The organism is Bowmanella yangjiangensis (assembly GCF_017255015.1).
Taxonomy (GTDB): domain Bacteria; phylum Pseudomonadota; class Gammaproteobacteria; order Enterobacterales; family Alteromonadaceae; genus Bowmanella; species Bowmanella yangjiangensis.
Genome location: NZ_JAFKCS010000007.1, coordinates 26,948 through 44,902, shown reverse-complemented (window position 1 = coordinate 44,902; position 17,955 = coordinate 26,948). Strand labels below are relative to the sequence as shown.

The following is a 17,955-nucleotide window of genomic DNA, read 5'->3' as shown; positions in this document are numbered from 1 at the left end:
ATTCTGTAAAGATTGCAGAAATTTATCAGAATTTGCCACTGGTGACAGTTTAATGACAGCTTTGCAAGGAAAGGCAGGAAATATGACATGCCGATGTACCGGCATGTCATGTTAGTTATTCAAAGGTACCTTTAACCAAGGGCATACCTTCCGCTACCATCTGCTGTCCTCTGGCATACACACTGTCGATGGCCAGGGTATCCTTATCGACTAGCAGCAGATCGGCATCTGCACCAGAGTCAATCCGGCCTTTGGCGGCCAATCCCAGGATCCGGGCCGGCGTTAGCGTGACCGAGGTAAGGGCTTGCGTAAGTGGGACATTATATTGCTGCACGGCTTCGACCATCGCCTTATATAAACTGGCAACCTGCCCGACTTCCAACCCAATCAAACGGCCATGCGCATCAAACACAGGTAAACTGGCATTACCGTCCGAACTCATGGTTAATTGGCTGACCGGCACGCCCCGCTGCAAACACATTGCCAACGCTTTGGCGGCCGGAATTTCCCCTTCGGCAATAAACTGTGCATTGGTACTGGTGGTCATATCCACAAAGCCGCCCTGCGCAGCCCAGGCCATGCCCGCCTCTAATAAATCCAGATTGCGATTAATATGGGTGGGATAAAACTGTGAGGCCGGAATATCTGACTCTCTGACAACCTGTTCCAATAGCGCCAACCGGCTGGCTCCCTCTCCCACATGAATACTGACAATACCGGCCTTACCACTGAGCATACCGCCAATTCTGGCCTCAGAGGCAAGACGCATCAGTTCCTTGGCACAAGGCTGTGATGAGCGGTGATCGGCAATAGCCACCTCACCAATACCAATAAACTTATCAATCAGCACAATATCGTCGGTGATATTGCCCGTGATAGTTCGTGCCGGTATCTGATAAGAGCCGGTGTAACAGTACACACTCAGACCTTCAGTGCAAAGTGCGCCGGCTTTGGCAAGCAAATCGGTCAGGGTACGGGTGGTGGCATCGGTACCAAGTGCACCAATCAGGGTTGTCACGCCGCTCAGGGTGGCATCGGTCAGGTTCATCTGCGGGGTTCGGGTATGAAATCCACCTTCCCCACCACCACCGGTAATGTGCACCAGGCTGTCCACCAGTCCTGGCAACAGTAGCTTGCCGCTGCCATCGACGACATGAAGTGCGCCGCCTTGCAAGTCGAGGTGATGACCCACCGCCAGAATCTGCTGGCCAGCAAAAAGTACGTCTTGTCTGCCCATATCTTGTGGGGCAAACACATGGGCATTCTTAATTAGGGTTAAATTGTTCATTGATATCCTATCGTTACTGCAATCAACATAGCTGACGCGGCCATGGCCATCAGCGCCAGCATGGGCTTCCAGGCAAAGCGCGCCCATACCGCCCAGTCAATTCTGGCCACGCCAAGGCAACCAATCAGAGAGGCCGAGGTGGGAATGATGATATTGGTCAGCCCGTCTCCTAACTGAAATGCCAGCACTGCCGTTTGCCTTGATACGCCGACTAAATCAGACAGCGGCGCCATCAAAGGCATGGTCAGGGCCGCCTGGCCCGACCCCGAGGCTATAAAGAAGTTAAACAGCGACTGAAAGCCCAGCATAAACAGCGCGGAAACGCTTTCAGATACGCTGGACATGCCACTGCCAACATAGTGCAACAGCGTGTTCAGCACCGAGGGGGTGGTGGCATTGTCGCCACCAAGAATCAGCACAATACCCTTGGCCATGCCGACAATCAGGGCGGCAGGCAGCAAATCTTTGGCGCCTTGCTGAAACGCCTGAGAGGCCTGATTCAGTGTCATGCGCCCGACCAGCACCGCAATAAAAGCAGCGGCAATACCCATGGCAAAAAACTGACTGGCAATCTGCGGAATATAATATTGATGAAAAGTAACACCCCACAATACCCATAGAATCCCTGCCAGCAGGCTCAGCAGTATAGCTGCATCGGCCTTGCTGAAATGATTGCTTAGCTGCGCTTGCTGCTGGGCACGAAAATAGTTGTCTGCGCTTTGACTGAGACTGGCTGCAGGGTTAGCCTTCACCCTAGCCGCATAGCGCAACGTAAACAACATACCGCATAAGGTAAACACCGCCCACAGGATCATCCGGTAACCACTGCCGGACATCAGCGGTACATCGGCAATACCCTGCGCAATCGCCACACTAAAGGGGTTCATCCAGGAGGTGGCAAAGCCAATTTGCGTGGCAATATAGGTAATAAGCACGGCGGTAATGGCGTTATAGCCCATGGCAATCACCAGCGGGGTCAGCACAATACAAAAGGCGATAGCCTCTTCGCCCATACCAAATACGGCGCCGCCCAGGGAAAACAGTAAAAACATCAGTGGCAGGATCAGCCTGTCGGCGCGCCTGGTACGGTTTATCAGGGCAAGGATGCCATTATTCACTGCGCCGGTTTGCATAATGATGGCAAAGGCGCCACCCACAATCAGAATAAAGGCCACCACCCCAACAGCAGCCCCCCATTTATCCCCCGACACCATGCCTTCAAAGGCATAATTCAAAAAGCCCTGGCTGCCCTTTGCATCAAACAGCCCGGCCTGCCCCTGCGAATCTTGAGCAAAGCGAAAACTGTCCGGCCTGATAAGCTGGCGAACCTGGGTTTGGCCATTGATGTTTTGTGTCACTTCTTCTAATTCAAAGTAACCAGCAGGCAGCAGATGAGTCAGTAAAGTGGCCAGGGCCACCACAAAAAACAGGATGACAAAGGCATCCGGCATGCGACTGGAAAGCCCCTTGGCTTGATCGTTATCTTGTTGCATAGCATATCCCGGCCGTATACGTTGGCCTGATAAGTGAAGAATTTTGGGGAGGCAACCCTCCCCACACTAAACTTAGAAACGGTAGGCTAACGATACCTTGTAAAGGGTGCCGTAGGCATTATGATTAATCGAATCAAAGCCTCTGGCCGAGCCATAAGCTTTGGGCGGTTCACGGTCAAACAGGTTGTCTACCGACAGGCTGATACTGGCGTTATCAAACTCATAACCTAAGGTTGCCCTGAATGTGGTCCAAGCACTGACATCGCGCTTGCCATCGGCGTCTAACTCGCCCAAGGCGTCCAGTTCATCCAATTCCCGGCCCCGCAAACGTTCGATATCATCCTCATAAGCGCCTGTGTAGTAAGCCGTCAGACCTGCGTACCAGTTGTCCTGATCCCAGAATACACGTGCGGTAGCGATATTCTTGGGATAACGCCAGGTACCAGCCAGCTCTTCAATGTCATCGGAGCCCGGCTTATTGCGTTCATAACTGATGTAATGGGTGGCATCCAGGCTAAAGCTTAATGCACCAGTTGCAAATTCGAGACGATGGTCAAAGGTCAAATCCAGTCCGGACACGGTTTGCGTACCGGTATTTTCCAGCAGCAGTACATGGTCGCGATACAGTTCCAACTCGGCATAGCGTGGGTCGGCATAATCCACCCAGGCATCCAGTATTTCAGTGAGGTTCGCCCCCTGCTGTTCAATGGTCAGGCCCTGACTGTCGGTTACATCACACATTTGTGGATCGTAGGAAATCCCCATTTGTCCTTCCGGCACCAGGCCGCAATGACGCAGCGATGCATCAGTGATGGCACGATTCAGTACCCCTGTCATATCCGTGTCCACCAGCTTCTCGTGATCAAAACGCCAATAGTCCAGGGTCAGGCTGGTATTGCGGGTGGGGCTATAGCCGAATCCCAGGCTGAGCGATTCAGACTCTTCAGCCTGCAATTTAGGATTCCCCAATTCCAGTACATTATGACCACGCAAATCCCCAAAGCCTTCACAATAAAGGTCGGCCACCGCCTGGTTCGCCGAGCAATCAAAGGATGCACGGGTGGTGCGCAGTTTCACCCCCGCCTGAGTGAGTGAAGGTGCCCGGAAAGACGTTGCCCAGGATGCCCGCAGCACCCAGTCTTCGCCCGGCCGGTAGGTTAGCGCTACTTTTGGATTAAGGTCGCCACCAAAATCATCATAATGGTCATAACGACCCGCCAGTTGCATTTCCAGTTGCTCCGTTAACGGGATATGTAACTCGGCAAAAGCGCCCCATTGGGTTCTTTTCGCCTCGGATAAACTGGAACCAAAACCAAACACATCCACCAGATAACCGTTATCGAATCGGGCCCTGGCATTCTGCGACGGAACATCGGTAATTTCTTCCTGACGCACTTCCACGCCAAAAGCCGAACGAATCATCTCGTCGTTGAATTCAACCAGGTCGCCAGAGAAACGCAGATCCCAGCCATAAACCCGACTTTCACCTTTGCGGGTAGGCTGTTCCTGAGCAGTGGCCAATATGCTGTCATTGCTGGCATCACCACTTAGAAACGGGTTATAAAGGCCAAGCAAATCGCCGCTGCTACAGTTTAGGTTTTCCCCATCGTAACTGGCCAGGCTGCCGTCTGAGCAAAGCTCACCGGCCAGGGCTGCATGATATTTGTACCGGTTATACACACCCGCTACCGCCACCTGATCAGACTCAGATTCTGACAGCGTCAGGGCCGATTCCCAGTCCCAACGTCCAAGGGTGCCAGACAAACTTGTTACCAGGCGAAACGCATTGCTTTCAATCTCCACGGTCCGGGGGGTGGCAAAGCGCCCATCGAACATAAAGCCCCAGATTTCACGGCCAGCTTGGGTATCAAAACGCTGAAAATAAATGTCATCCATAAGCTGGTTGCGAATGGCATCAGGAAAAATATCAATGGCGGTTTCTTCAGTAAAAGGCCCTTCAGAATCATCAATTCTGTTAATAGGCGATGGGCTGGAATAAGACGTGGACTTGGTGCGGGTATAAAAGAAGTCGGTTTTCCAATCCAGTCCGCCCAGGCTCTTTTGATAGGTGAAACCTGCAGACAGGCTTTCCAGCGGCGTTTCCAGCCAGTCATCTTCGTTTCCATAATAGGCACAAATGTCTTCACCGAATTCCGTCGTCACCAAAGGGGTGGCACAATTCGGATTGGCAATTTCCAGATAATTGCCGTCGGCATCCGTCACATTGGATGAGTTGTAGTAGATATTCGGGGTTTTAGACAAATAGGAATAGCTGCTTTGCAGCACTGGCATTCGAGTTGACTGTCGGTCGGTGGCTCTAAAATCCTTGCGGTCATAATAGTCCATAAACAGCATCAAATCGCCGCCTGCCAGCTTGTCACCCCAAATGATATTCAGGTTCAAGCTACCTTCATCAGAACTGGCAGTGCTATTACCGTAAACGGCATTGAACTCTGCCCCCTGAAAATCTTTTTTAAGGATGTAGTTAATCACCCCGGCCACCGCATCAGCACCATAGGTTGCAGAAGCGCCGGTTGCCAATACCTCGATGCGTTCGATAGCCGCCAGGGGAATGCTGTTGATATCGACGAAGTTCTGCGTACCAGAAGCAAAAGAACTGGCCGCAATGCGCCGACCATTAATCAGTGTCAGGGTGGCAGAAGGCCCTAAGCCACGCAGTGAAGCGGCAGCTTGTCCAGCGGGGGTCGAGGTTGACGTCGCACCACTTTGTGAGGTGGAAAAAGCCCCTTCACCGCCACGGGTCTGAGTCAAGGTACTCATCAACTCAAACACCGTGGTGGCGCCGGATTTGCGAATATCCTCGGCGCTGATAATGGTCAGTGGCTGCGCCCCTTCCATATCCACCCCTTTGATGTGAGTACCTGTGACCTGAATTTTCTCCAGGTTACTGTCATCCTGCAGGGTTGGCAGATTACTGGCCTGCTGAGCCAGTGCATAACCCGAAAAGCTGAAGGCCAGCGCCATCGTTAATTTGCTGAATTTCATGTTCGAATACCTGTCGCATACCGGGCGCATGAACGCCTCAAGGGCAGTCCAGTGCGACCAGAAATTAATCGTTATGTTTTTTAAATGCAGATGCAGTGCTGCCTGAAGCAACACTCAGCGATAACGCGAAAGGCAGTTTCTACTCGTCAAACCACTCTGACAGGTAGAAGCTCTTGTAATAGTAGGTGGTCAGGTTGACCGCTTTTTTTAACATGAAATCTTCTGGTTTTGGCTAATAAGTCGTCAATATTTATTCAGTATCAGACGGTCGTCTGAAGGAACAATTAATATTTGACACCCAATTAGAGATACCCGTAGCGTAAAATCATGTCAACAAAAATTTAACTAAATAAAATGAGCATATCTGCTAAAAGATTCGCCTCTTTAATACTTTTATTTGCATTAAGCAACATCGAGGTACATGCCGACAATGGCAGTGAAAAAGAGACTAAAATACAGGAAAACATCAAGTTAAATGCAAAACGACATCAGCTTATGCTGGTGGGTGGCGGCCTGAAAACCTGCTCCAGCCTGAGCCAGAAAAATTGTCTGACTGCCCGGTTTGATGAACAGGACAAGCAACAGAACCTGTATCAATTTTCACCAAATCGGCTAACCGCCCTGTATGCTGCCCCGCCCTTTTTGCAGCAAAGTGAAAATTATCGGCAGGATTTCACCCAGGTAATACAGCATATTTATTCACGCCAGCAGGATAAACTGCTGACCCGAACACAACTTCGCGATGCCTTTGACCACACCCAGTTCCAGCATATCAACGGCGCCATTTTCTATGATGAGATTCCCGCCATCTTGTTTGATGCCATGCTGGATTATCTGGAAGTGGCGCAAACAGACAGCCACGGCCAACGCAAAAAAGAACGGGTGGATCTGGCCAACAACAGTAATCAATCCGCCCTGAGCATTTACCAGCATTTTGTTGCCATGGCCCAAAGCAGAGGCCAATCTGCCACGCACAGCAAGGCCAAAATAGCTGTTATAACAGCATCCAGTCGAGATCCCTTTGAATCCGCAGATTTTTATACTTCGGTATTTACCCAGGCCGGCGCCGATGTCTTGTGGTTACCACTGGACCAAAGCTACCAACAGGCCCGGGCACTGGAGGCCATGGGTTTACAGGGCTGTCAGCAGCTAAGCAGACTACGAGCACAAAATGGCAGCCATAACCGCGAAGCCATTTACCCCGAGCGTACCCAACAACAACTGCAATTTTGTCAGCATCCCGAGCTGATGCTGGAACAGTTAAGTCAGGTACAGGGGGTGTTTTTTAATGGTGGCGATCAAAGCCGCACTCTGGCTGCTCTGACCCTACCAAATGGTGCAGATAGCCCGGAACTGACACTGATAAAACAACGACTTGCCGCTAACCTTATGGTGGTCGGTGGCACCAGCGCCGGCACGGCGGTGCAATCAGGCGGGGTATTCTCAGGCAGACCCGTACCGATGATCAGCAGCGGTACATCTGAAATGGCCTTTGAACGAGGCGCATTTGCCGCTGCCCCACCACCCGAGTCCTGCGCCAATAACAGTCCTTGCATAAACGGCCTGATGGGCGGTGATCTGACCTACCGGGCGCTGGGCGGAACCGGGCTTTTCCAGCTTGGTGTTCTGGACACACATTTTTCAGAGCGAGACAGAGAAGCCAGACTAACCTTATTGGCGGCACAAACAGGCAGCCGCTTCGGTTTTGGTGTCGATGAAACCACGGCCTTGCTGGTCGGTTGGCAGAACAACGATCTTGCTATGCAGGTCATAGGCCAAGGCGGTGTGTTTATTGTGGATCTGGCCCACAGTATTTATAAATTGCAAGGCTCAAAACGCCAGGTGGTGGGTATGAGCCACTATCTGACTCATGGCGATAAAGTCAGCTATAACGATAAAACCCAAAGCTTGGACTTTACCCTGGCTCAGCCACAGCCATTTGAAGCCAGCGAGGATGGTGTATGGCGCAACACAGTGCGTCAGGCTTGCGGCGCCACAGAGCCGCTTCGCTGGCAACAAGGAGATATCGCCATCGTACTGATGCCCAGCGAAGATACGTATTTCAGTCACGCTCAGCCGCAAAACAACCTGACCTGCAGTTACCAGAATCTGCCCTTTGGAATGGAAAATTAGTTCGGTAGGTGCGAGCACAACCTGATAAAGTCGCTAAACTCACTTAGCTGACTTTATCAGAGCAGTTTTACTTTCGTTTTTTGCCACGGTATGTTCGGGCGCTTGGGCTAGTACGACCCTGTTTTTGCCACCTTTCTTGGCTTCGTACATGGCCTTGTCGGCACGTTGAATTGCCAGCTCCAAATCAGCATAGTCCTGCACCAGGCTCACTCCAACACTCAAACTTATTTCCCGGCAAAGGGCGGTATTCTTAGGTTCCAGGGCAGCAACATTGGCACGCATACGTTCGGCTATGCGCACAGCCTCCTCAACCTGAGTGTTTGGCGTTAGGATCAAAAACTCCTCACCACCAAAACGCACCAGTACATCTTCCTCTCTGACAATACTTTTCAGGGTATCTGCGACCAAACGAATAGCCATATCCCCCTCGGCGTGACCGAACTCATCGTTTAACGTTTTAAAATCATCAATGTCAGCCAGAATTACACAAATAGAAAATTGGTATCGCTTTGCAGATGAAAACACTCCGGCAGAAATCCGTTTGAAAAAGCGTCTGTTCTTTAAGCCGGTCAAATTGTCGGTATAGGCCTCATCTTTCAGCTTAGCGATCAGATCATGGATGTAGCTCATAGCCACCCCAGCAAAGAGTAAACACTCCAGTGCCAGGGCAAATAGGGTCGCAATCGGCAGTAATCCGCCCAGTGGTTGACCTGCATAGGCATAAATGGGCATCACCACCAGTATCATCAACCAAATCAACAACAGCGTCAGTTGCATCAAGCGGTCGCCGCCGTTGTGTGCCCGTCGTCGTACAAACAAGAATTGCTGGGTCAGGAGCAAGGGGATACTGTGGTTAAAAAAAGCCAGCAATTCTCGCGTGCCGTACCAGTGCCCCTCCCGCCACAACCACCATTGCACCAAGGTGAACAGAACCAGATGAGCGACAACCAGCAGACCCGCGCGGCAATTCAGGGGGGCATTAAATCTAAGCCTCACACCTTGATAAAACAGATAAAACGCGGCGAGCAAAAATAAATTCACCGTCAGCACCGAGGTGCCCCAAAACCCTAAGTAACGCAGACACAGCCCAGCATAGGCCAGATAGCTAAGCACAAAAGAATATTGGAAGCACAAGAGCGCACGATGCTGGTGACGTTTGGGCTGTTTGGGTAAAACAAAAATAAACAGATAAAACGCCAGGGTTGCAATCGTCAATATTGCTAAATTAAAAGCCACAGATTGCAACATAGCCAGTCCTGTTATTTTTGACTTCTACATTATGTTCATATTGCCAGCTTAATTGCCAGCTTGCCGCCGTTCTGGTTCAATGTACTCATAAACAGAACGGTGGAAGCTTCATGGATCTGTGGCTTACTTTTCCTCTTATCCTGCTATTTTTAACCTTGGCTTTCTATGCATTATCCTTTGTGTTGTTGCAGTGGCGGGTAAGTCGTCATTATAAGATGACTGGGGGGCGCTATGCAGCTATGGGGTTGCTCGGCAGTCTGGCATTCATCTGGCAAATTATTCGCACCATACTGAAACTGAGCTGGTATCTGCTAACTAAGAACCGTAAAGGCTTACACCCGCTCCGCTCTGGCTTTGGTCCCAAAGTGTTGCTGATACATGGACTGCATATGAACGGCAACTGCTTTTGGGCATTCCGCCAGTCTCTGGAGCAAGCAGGTTTTCGCACCTACAGCATTAACCTGGGTAAACCTTATATTCCGGTCGAACGCTATATCCATACTCTGCACCAGGTATTGGATAAGATTGCAAATGGCGAAAAAGTCCATTTAGTAGCGCACTCCATGGGTGGTTTGGTGATCCGCATGCTGCTAAACCACCATCCTGAGGATGCCCGCCTTATTGCATCAGTTGCCACTTTGGGCACCCCCCACAAAGGTACGGCTATAATCGGTGACTTCGCCCTGCCCTGGCTAAAACAGCTTTTTCATCCAGCCAGCCCCGAATTGCAAACCTTACCCGATATCTGTCAAATGCTTCCCAACGTACCAGTCATGACCCTGGGTTCACGCAACGATCTGGTTGTCTACCCGTTGAAAAATGCCATGCAACCCAGAGCCAGGCAGGTCAAGCTATTTGCCGTCAGCCATATTGGTCTACTATGCGAGCCGCGCGTCATACAGAAGGTACAGCGATGGATACAAGCTCAGCAAGATACCGATGACATAGGGGACACACCGAAAAATCCATCCTGAGTCAGTGAGCAGCAGCCACCAGCAAGGTGAATTGAGTCTTAAAATCACTGAAAACGCTCTGCGCTCTTATGCATTTTCGGCGAACTTAATATTACGAATGCCAGGGCTAATGCAACCCAAAGATCATCCACGTGGGTCAATCATAATAGGCGTTTTAGTAGCTCTGCCCCAAAGATAAGTACAACTGATAGGCTCGGTCCTGATACTCCGCCTCCGCCTGCCCATAACCCAAAAACACCGGCCCGATGGGGCTATCCCAACCAGCGAAGATACTGCCGGCCCAAATCCAAGGGGCCGTTCTGGTTATGTCTGGCTGTAACCAGTTGTCTTCCACTCTGCCGCGCTCAACCGACATCCCCAAGTACAACGGAGACTTAAAGAACCCGAACTTGTCTTCATGCAACTTGTACATGTAGATCAGGCTACCAAATGCCACCTTGGGACCAAACAGATAGTTTTTAGGGTATCCCGACAAATTAAACAGCCCACCCAGCGAATATTGTTCCAAGGCAATATCGCCATCGTCTGATTCATACTGTTCAAAGCGCCAACGGGTGTTAAGTATATGAGACTGCCATTGATGTGCCGCCACCAGCTCCCAGGATTGATTGACACTATCGGAATGTTCGTCAGCGAAGCGGTCATCCAGCCATTGATAAACCGCCGACAACTTGATTCCCCGGGTAGGAAACGCGCGATTGTCCAGGGTGTCCCAGGCGAAAGCGAACTGAGGACCGTGCCTGTCGTAATGCAAATGGTTATAGCCAAAGCTGCTGGCCAGCGCCGCGGGCAATTGGTAGCTGCCGTTCTTGTCGATCCAGCCCGCTTTGAGCACGGCATCATCGGAAACATTCCATCCCGCATCCACGCTAAGCATGAGCTGCTCTTTATAAAAGTCACCTAAAGACAACCCTCTGCTGTCTTCTACGACCAATGCGCCGCTTTCTCGCACCACCTTACCACTGACAAAAGTGGCAGGTGACAACAGCGGCCAATACAATTCACTGCTAAGCAGCTTATCCGTGCCAAGCGCCAGCTCTGAATGCCACTCTGCGCCCAATTTTGTGAGATTGGTCAGGGTATAAGAAGCGCCAAGTTGCACATGGCGGTTACTGCCAAAATCATCTTCAAGACGAAAGCGAAAATTCAGATAGCCTGGCCCCCAGCTTTTTTCTTCAGCCTTGAGCACCATAGTGGTCTCTTTCTCATTGGTGTGATAGAGCTGATACGACACCCGCTCTAAAGTATCCAGACCATACATGCTGCGGATACCTTCACGAAGTTGTTTTGAGTCAAGCGCCTGCCCATACTGGTAACCCAAACGCGCAATCAGTACCTCATCATCCAGACGACTTTGGTTATCCAGAATCAACCTATTAATCGCCATTTCGCTGACCTGCGCATTGCGATGCGAACTTAGCCAATGTTGATAATTGTCGGTATCCTGACTGAATTCCAGCAACTGCTCGGCGTGTTGGCTAGCTATCAAACGTCCTGCCGCCACCGCCTCTTCAAGGCGGAAAAAGTCCAGAGTGCCGATATCATCAATCTCAGGTCGCAAATGTAAGTCAGTCTCCTGCAACAAGGCCAGTTGCTTTAGCACCCCCTGTCTGACAAGAAAACTGGTTAGCTGTTCGGTAATGGCAAACGCCGAGTCCAGTTGTTCAGCGCTTTTCAGCGGACCATCAATATTTACCGCTATCACCCTATCGGCACCAAGGGCTTTGGCGATACTTACCGGCAGGTTATTGACGACACCACCATCCACCAACAGCTTGTCATTCAATTTCATCGGTCGGACGACGCCAGGAATCGACATAGAAGCTTGTACCGCCGCCAGTAAGCTACCTTTTTCTAATACCACCTCATCACTGTTAGTTAAATCTGTGGCCACTGCCCGAAATGGGATGGGCATACGGTCAAAATGCACCCAGTCAGACTGCACACCAAAGGCCTGCTCCACGAGATCGGCCATGGCCTGTCCGGCTAACACGCCTTTGGGCACCCTGACGCCTTCCAGACCGACCCCCAACTCCAATCGAATGGGATACTCATCACGCTGCTGTTTGCGACGCATGGGCATTTCATCGCGGTAAACCTGATCGCGAAAACCATCACCCCAATTCAGGTCATGCAGAATATCCGCGATCTCATCTGGGCTTTTACCCGACGCATACAAGCCGCCAACAAAGGCCCCTATACTGGTACCTACCACCAGATCTATGGGGATCTGGCGCGCTTCAAGTTCACGGATAACCCCCAAATGTGCGCCGCCGCGCGCGCCGCCGCCGCCTAACACCAAAGCAATACAAGGCCGCCCCTCAACTTTTTCACAAGGCAGGGGGGACTCCGCCCTAAGCGGCAATATAGCCAAGCTCAACACTAAAATAAGAAAACGACCTAGCATCGATAAAAGCCCTTTTGCTCGAAGCTGTTAGTGTAAACTTATCTGTCAGGATTAGTCTCGGATTTGATGACCGACGGCAAGGTGACGATAATCAGGTCCGCATCCATTTTATCAGTGAGGCATTCACTCAGTCTGAACCTAAGTAAAATAAGGACGTAAGAGCGAGAGGCCTCCTGGCGTTTGCCAAGCCTAGAGGAGATTTTATGTGTTCGATCAGCCAATGCAAACTCGCCAATTCATGAAGTCATGTAGCTCTGCTTCAGAAAGGTATCATCTGATATTGCATTTAGGCGCATCATGTGGGGAATACCATACAAAAACCACGTTCGTACTGCACAGTTTTTAAGCTAAGCTACTGCCATTGCACTAGGCTTTGTGTATAATCCGCCGACTTTTTTCCGGCCTACCTGAGAGCCGGCCAGTAATGCCTTTAGCCAGCGAGACACTATGACCGTAGAAACCTATACCCCAAACCAGACCACGACACTGGACACCCCCAAGAAAGTCTTGGCTGAACAAGCCAAACAGGGACAGGAAGTCGACATTGCTGGTGGTAACCGTATCGGTTTTATTTCTCTGGGTTGTCCGAAAAACCTGGTGGACTCAGAACGCATCCTGACTCAGCTGCGCACCGAAGGTTATGATGTGGTGAATACCTATAACGATGCCGACCTGGTTATCGTCAACACCTGCGGTTTTATTGACTCAGCTGTGCAGGAATCATTGGATACTATAGGCGAAGCCCTGGCTGAAAACGGCAAAGTAATAGTGACCGGCTGCCTTGGCGTCAAGGAAGACGAAATTCGTGAAGTGCATCCTAATGTGCTGGCCATCACTGGCCCACACGCTTATGAAAGCGTGGTTGAGCAGGTGCATGGCTATCTGCCAAAACCCGAGCACAATCCCTTTGTGAATCTGGTGCCGGATCATGGTGTGAAACTGACCCCTCGTCATTTTGCCTACCTGAAAATTTCCGAAGGCTGCAACCACCGTTGTACTTTCTGCATTATCCCCTCGATGCGCGGCGATCTGGTGAGCCGTCCCGTCGGTGAAGTATTGGACGAGGCAAAACGGCTGCAAGCAGCCGGTGTGAAAGAATTGTTGGTAATTTCACAGGACACCAGCGCCTACGGCGTGGATGTGAAAAACCGTACGGGTTTCTGGAATGGCATGCCGGTCAAAACCGGTATGACCGAACTCTGTGAAAAACTGGCCGAAATGGGTATCTGGGTGCGCCTTCATTATGTTTACCCCTACCCTTCAGTGGATAAAGTCATCCCACTGATGGCGGCAGGAAAAATTCTGCCTTATCTGGATATTCCACTGCAGCATGCCAGCCCGCGCATTCTTAAGCTGATGAAGCGCCCCGCTGCAGCTGAGCGGACCAAAGAACGCATCAAGGATTGGCGCGAGATCTGTCCACAGTTGGTGATCCGCTCCACTTTTATTGTCGGATTCCCAGGTGAAACCGAAGAAGACTTTCAGATGCTGCTGGATTTCCTGGACGACGCGCAGCTTGACCGGGTTGGTTGCTTTAAGTATTCCGACGTTGAAGGCGCGACAGCTAACGATCTACCAGATCCTGTCTCTGAAGAGGTCAAACAAGAACGTTATGAGCGCTTTATGGAGAAGCAACAGGCAATCAGTACTGCTAAGCTGGCAAAGCGTATCGGTACACAAATGGATGTGTTGATTGACGAAGTGGACGAAGAAGGCGCGATTGGGCGCACCTACGCCGACGCTCCAGAGATTGACGGTGTAGTTTACCTAAACGGCGATACCGAGCTTAAGCCCGGAGACTTGGTCAAAGTACAAATAGAGCATTCTGATGAGTACGACCTGTGGGGAACCCGGGTAGACTTGCTTTAAACCGATAAACGCCTCTGAAGAGGCGTTTTTTTTGCCCGCAACCAATCTGATAATCAGTGAATCCAAGCATCCAATGGTAACGGTCAGACTTGGCCGCTAATCCTGGTAAGTTTAACCCGATTGTCTGGGATCCAGATATAATAAGGCTACTATCTCAGAAAAATTACAATAAACGAGGCATTTTAATGAAACTAGTAACAAGTCTGCTGTTAACCGCACTGAGCCTGGGTAACAGTGCACTGGCAGCAACCACCTTAACCAGCGAAAAAGCCATCATCAGTATTGAAAAAGTCGCTGATGGCCTATCCCATCCCTGGGGCATGAGCGTTATGCCAGATGGCAACCTGCTGGTAACCGAACGAAGTGGCAATTTGCGCATTATCAGTCCAGCCGGTCAGATCAGCGAGCCCATCAAAGGCTTACCTGATATCAGGGTATACGGCCAAGGCGGCTTGCTAGATGTGCAACTGGACCCTGATTTTGCCAGTAATCAGTGGATATATTTCAGTTTTAGTGAACCGCTAAATAATGGCAAAGAAAGCAGCACCGCCGTTGCCAGAGCCAAGCTAAATGGCGATAGCCTGAGCGATCTTGAAGTTATTTTCAGAGCGAACCCGAAAATAGAAAGCCCCTATCACTTTGGCAGTCGTCTGGTGTTTGACCGCCAGGGCAATCTGTTTATTACTCTGGGCGACCGCGGCTCCAGACGCCAGGATGCGCAAACCCTGGATACCCACCACGGCAAAGTAGTGCGCATCCGTAAAGATGGTGAGATCCCCAAAGATAATCCCTACATTAATCAAGAGGGTGCCCTAAACGAAATCTGGTCTTTGGGGCACAGGAATATGCAAGGCGCGGCGCTGAACCCACAAACCGGCGAACTGTGGACCCATGAGCATGGCCCCCAGGGCGGTGATGAAATAAACATTGCCAGAGCCACTAAGAATTATGGTTGGCCGCTTATTACTTACGGCGAAGAATACGGTGGCGGTAAAATTGGTACCACCAGCCAGGATGGGCTGGAACAGCCTCTCTATCATTGGGTGCCTTCTATCGCCCCCAGTGGCATGTTGTTCTACACCGGCAAGCAATTTGATGCCTGGCAAGGTGATCTCTTTGTTGGCTCTTTGAAGTTCAGTCAATTGGTACGTTTGGAGCTGGATGGCGACAAAGTCACGCATGAAGAACGCATGGATATCGGCCAGCGCGTAAGGGATGTGGAACAAGGACAAGACGGGGTTTTATATCTACTGACAGACCAACCTAATGGCGAACTGCTGAAGCTCACGCCCGCCAGAAAATAGCGTAAAAGCGGCGGTCTGCTGACTGTCGTTGCGTCTGCCCGTTTATTTATCAGCCCTGCCTTAGGCAGGGTTAATTTTCTGTTCAGGCAGATAGGTTAAGGTCAATGTCCGTATCTGCTTTAATTTTGCGATAATCCTGGACACCGTAAAAGATAAACACCGGACTCAATCAATAAGGAACCCCGCGATGCCAACTCTGTTCAACACTCTCAAACTCAGCGTTCCGCTGACAACCTTGTTGCTTGCTGGCTGTGCCAGCATCAGTAAAGAGGAGTGTCTGGTGGCAGACTGGTATGCGATGGGTGTGACTGATGGCAGCCAGGGACGTGCATTGGCAGCATTCAGAGACTATCAGGCCGACTGCGCTAAGCACCAACTGAGCAGTGATTTTGAGCAGTACCAGGCCGGTCACCAACAAGGCGTTGTAAACTACTGTGTGTATTCCAATGGCGTAGCTCTGGGCAGGCAAGGTAACAATTTTAATACCTTGTGTGAAAGCGAGCGGTTCGAGGACTTTCAGGAAGGCTATTTTCAGGGACAACAACTACATCAGATGGAGAACAAGCTGGCCAAACTTCGCCGTGATATGGCGTCTATAGAAAGCAGGATTGAACAAAACCAGCAGCAGCTTAAGGACAATCAAGCCAGTATCATCGATGAAAACAGCACGAAAACACAAAGGGAAGAGCTACTGAAAGACAATGACAGGCTGCGTCGCGATATACGCAGGTTAAAGACGGATCTGGGCGCACTGGCTGAGCTTGAAGAAGAGACCGACCTGGAACTTAGCCACTACCTGAACAGTATACAGTTGTAGCTGCACATACCCGTGGTAGCTCAGACCTAACTTAACTTTGTTGGGGTAATTGTATGGTGATACCGAACCCTTTGCCTGGCGGATCCAATTGCAACTGCCCTTTGAGTTTCTGTGTGACCAAGTTGAATAAAATGGACATGCCCAGTCCGACGTTGCCAGCCTTTCTGTCCGTGGTAAAAAATGGTTCGAAAATATGCATGCGCTCATGCTCGGACAGCCCTCGTCCATTATCCTGATAATGAATGATCAAATGATTCTCTTTTTGCATCAGCGAGATTTGTATTTCAGCCTGGTCGTTTTTCGCTTCATCAAAGCCATGACTAATACTGTTATTGATAAGGTTCGTCAGGATCTGTGCATGTGCGCCGGGAAAAGTAAGAACAGGTTGGGATACACATCCCTGGATGCTGACCTTAATGTGCTTTTGCTGTGTTTTAGGTGACAACAGATGCAAGAGATTCTGGTAGTAGTGCATTATCTCCAGCTCTTCAAGCACCAGTGACTCTTGATCTGCGGCGGTTTGCTTAAAGCTGGTAACCAGCTCTTTGGCTCTGCTCAAATTATTACTCAGCAGGGTCATAGCTTGTGCGGTGCGTTGTTCTACGGCAGCCACATCAGAGCGTCGTACCTTCCCTTTATGGAGCAACTGCCAAAATGTATTCAAGCTGTCCTGCACCACGCTAGCCGATGTAATGGCGACGCCCAGCGGGGTATTCACTTCATGGGCGACACCCGCAACTAAATTGCCCAGAGCCGCCATTTTTTCCGACTCAATAAGTTGCTCCTGAGCTTCCTTCAAATGCGCAATAGCGTCTTGTAACTCGTTAGTACGATCTTCAACCCGTTTTTCCAATGATGCATTGAGACGCTGCAGCTTTTCCTGATATTGAAGACGCTCCATCTCACCGGATATACGGCCGGAAAACAGTTCAAACAAGGTTTGTGTTGTATCCGGCTCATGAATGGGGCGTTTGTAGAGTGCCACTACAATTCCCATCACCTTACCGTCAGAGTCATGAATCGCGGTACCTAAGTAACCGGTGATCTGCATATCAACAAGCATCTGGTCATTAGGAAAATAACTGGTCACACCAGAGGGGTAACAGCAAGACTGCCTATCCAGCACCCCTGCGCACGGCGTATCCTTTAATGAATAGCTGATATTGTCCACAAGCTTACCGTTAGCCACCAGCGCCAATGTCTTGGCCTCATACACGTCGGCTTGTAAAGAAGCCACAAAGGTATAATCCGCTTTGATAGCGTAATCCAGTGCTAAACAAATCTGTTCAAAGAACGCTTGTCCGTAGGTATTAGACACGCTACGGATAATATCCTTGATAATCTTTTCCAAAATGAACTCTCAATTCCATCGAACGCCTTTCGCAAGGATACAAAAGCGCAGTAGTTAAACAAACA

11 protein-coding genes are annotated in these 17,955 nt (G+C 50.3%); 5 read left to right on the top strand and 6 right to left on the bottom strand.

Translation table 11 applies throughout. The annotated features are described in order from the left end of the window. Positions 1–115: 115 nt before the first annotated feature. From iadA to J0A65_RS09190, 3 genes are all read right to left on the bottom strand, one after another. Positions 116–1,288 carry a beta-aspartyl-peptidase gene (gene iadA / locus J0A65_RS09200; RefSeq protein WP_206593879.1) on the bottom strand — a complete coding sequence of 391 codons (1,173 nt, stop codon included), beginning with the start codon at positions 1,286–1,288 and terminating at the stop codon, positions 116–118. Beyond that, on the bottom strand, positions 1,285–2,781 hold the full coding sequence (yfcC, locus tag J0A65_RS09195) for a putative basic amino acid antiporter YfcC (RefSeq protein WP_232849839.1): 1,497 nt from the start codon (positions 2,779–2,781) through the stop codon (positions 1,285–1,287). The genes iadA and yfcC overlap by 4 nt, the downstream gene beginning before the upstream one ends. Before the next feature lie 72 nt (positions 2,782–2,853). Continuing rightward, complete coding sequence (locus J0A65_RS09190) at positions 2,854–5,787, bottom strand: TonB-dependent receptor domain-containing protein (protein ID WP_206593878.1); 2,934 nt, start codon at positions 5,785–5,787, stop codon at positions 2,854–2,856. A gap of 354 nt (positions 5,788–6,141) precedes the next feature. Here J0A65_RS09190 and J0A65_RS09185 point away from each other — a divergent pair, with 354 nt between their 5' ends. Continuing rightward, entirely contained in the window at positions 6,142–7,920 is a 1,779-nt protein-coding gene (locus J0A65_RS09185) for a cyanophycinase (protein ID WP_206593877.1), read from the top strand. A 39-nt stretch (positions 7,921–7,959) separates the two neighbouring features. Here J0A65_RS09185 and J0A65_RS09180 read toward each other — a convergent pair whose 3' ends face one another. Beyond that, complete coding sequence (locus J0A65_RS09180) at positions 7,960–9,168, bottom strand: GGDEF domain-containing protein (RefSeq protein ID WP_206593876.1); 1,209 nt, start codon at positions 9,166–9,168, stop codon at positions 7,960–7,962. A gap of 110 nt (positions 9,169–9,278) precedes the next feature. On the opposite strand from J0A65_RS09180, the gene J0A65_RS09175 reads away from it, so the two are divergent. Next, the gene (locus tag J0A65_RS09175; protein WP_206593875.1) at positions 9,279–10,142 is read left to right on the top strand and encodes an alpha/beta hydrolase; all 864 of its coding nucleotides are present in this window, start codon (positions 9,279–9,281) and stop codon (positions 10,140–10,142) included. A gap of 154 nt (positions 10,143–10,296) precedes the next feature. Here the strand turns inward: J0A65_RS09175 and J0A65_RS09170 are convergent, their stop codons facing one another. Then, positions 10,297–12,549: a patatin-like phospholipase family protein gene (locus J0A65_RS09170; protein ID WP_206593874.1), complete on the bottom strand. Its 2,253-nt coding sequence runs from the start codon at positions 12,547–12,549 to the stop codon at positions 10,297–10,299. A 447-nt stretch (positions 12,550–12,996) separates the two neighbouring features. Here J0A65_RS09170 and rimO point away from each other — a divergent pair, with 447 nt between their 5' ends. From rimO to J0A65_RS09155, 3 genes are all read left to right on the top strand, one after another. Continuing rightward, a complete protein-coding gene (rimO, locus tag J0A65_RS09165; protein WP_206593873.1) occupies positions 12,997–14,418 on the top strand; it encodes a 30S ribosomal protein S12 methylthiotransferase RimO in 1,422 nt (473 codons plus the stop codon). 185 nt (positions 14,419–14,603) lie between these two features. Further along, entirely contained in the window at positions 14,604–15,722 is a 1,119-nt protein-coding gene (locus tag J0A65_RS09160; protein ID WP_206593872.1) for a PQQ-dependent sugar dehydrogenase, read from the top strand. 187 nt (positions 15,723–15,909) lie between these two features. Next, a complete protein-coding gene (locus J0A65_RS09155) occupies positions 15,910–16,539 on the top strand; it encodes a DUF2799 domain-containing protein (RefSeq protein WP_206593871.1) in 630 nt (209 codons plus the stop codon). A gap of 31 nt (positions 16,540–16,570) precedes the next feature. Here the strand turns inward: J0A65_RS09155 and J0A65_RS09150 are convergent, their stop codons facing one another. Beyond that, the gene (locus J0A65_RS09150) at positions 16,571–17,890 is read right to left on the bottom strand and encodes a sensor histidine kinase (RefSeq protein ID WP_206593870.1); all 1,320 of its coding nucleotides are present in this window, start codon (positions 17,888–17,890) and stop codon (positions 16,571–16,573) included. Positions 17,891–17,955 lie beyond the last annotated feature (65 nt).

Excerpts from the sequence above, each read along its gene's own strand:
- iadA (WP_206593879.1), bottom strand. The coding sequence starts at position 1,288 with ATGAACAATTTAACCCTAATTAAGAATGCCCATGTGTTTGCCCCACAA.
- yfcC (WP_232849839.1), bottom strand. The coding sequence starts at position 2,781 with ATGCAACAAGATAACGATCAAGCCAAGGGGCTTTCCAGTCGCATGCCG.
- J0A65_RS09190 (WP_206593878.1), bottom strand. The coding sequence starts at position 5,787 with ATGAAATTCAGCAAATTAACGATGGCGCTGGCCTTCAGCTTTTCGGGT.
- J0A65_RS09185 (WP_206593877.1), top strand. The coding sequence starts at position 6,142 with ATGAGCATATCTGCTAAAAGATTCGCCTCTTTAATACTTTTATTTGCA.
- J0A65_RS09180 (WP_206593876.1), bottom strand. The coding sequence starts at position 9,168 with ATGTTGCAATCTGTGGCTTTTAATTTAGCAATATTGACGATTGCAACC.
- J0A65_RS09175 (WP_206593875.1), top strand. The coding sequence starts at position 9,279 with ATGGATCTGTGGCTTACTTTTCCTCTTATCCTGCTATTTTTAACCTTG.
- J0A65_RS09170 (WP_206593874.1), bottom strand. The coding sequence starts at position 12,549 with ATGCTAGGTCGTTTTCTTATTTTAGTGTTGAGCTTGGCTATATTGCCG.
- rimO (WP_206593873.1), top strand. The coding sequence starts at position 12,997 with ATGACCGTAGAAACCTATACCCCAAACCAGACCACGACACTGGACACC.
- J0A65_RS09160 (WP_206593872.1), top strand. The coding sequence starts at position 14,604 with ATGAAACTAGTAACAAGTCTGCTGTTAACCGCACTGAGCCTGGGTAAC.
- J0A65_RS09155 (WP_206593871.1), top strand. The coding sequence starts at position 15,910 with ATGCCAACTCTGTTCAACACTCTCAAACTCAGCGTTCCGCTGACAACC.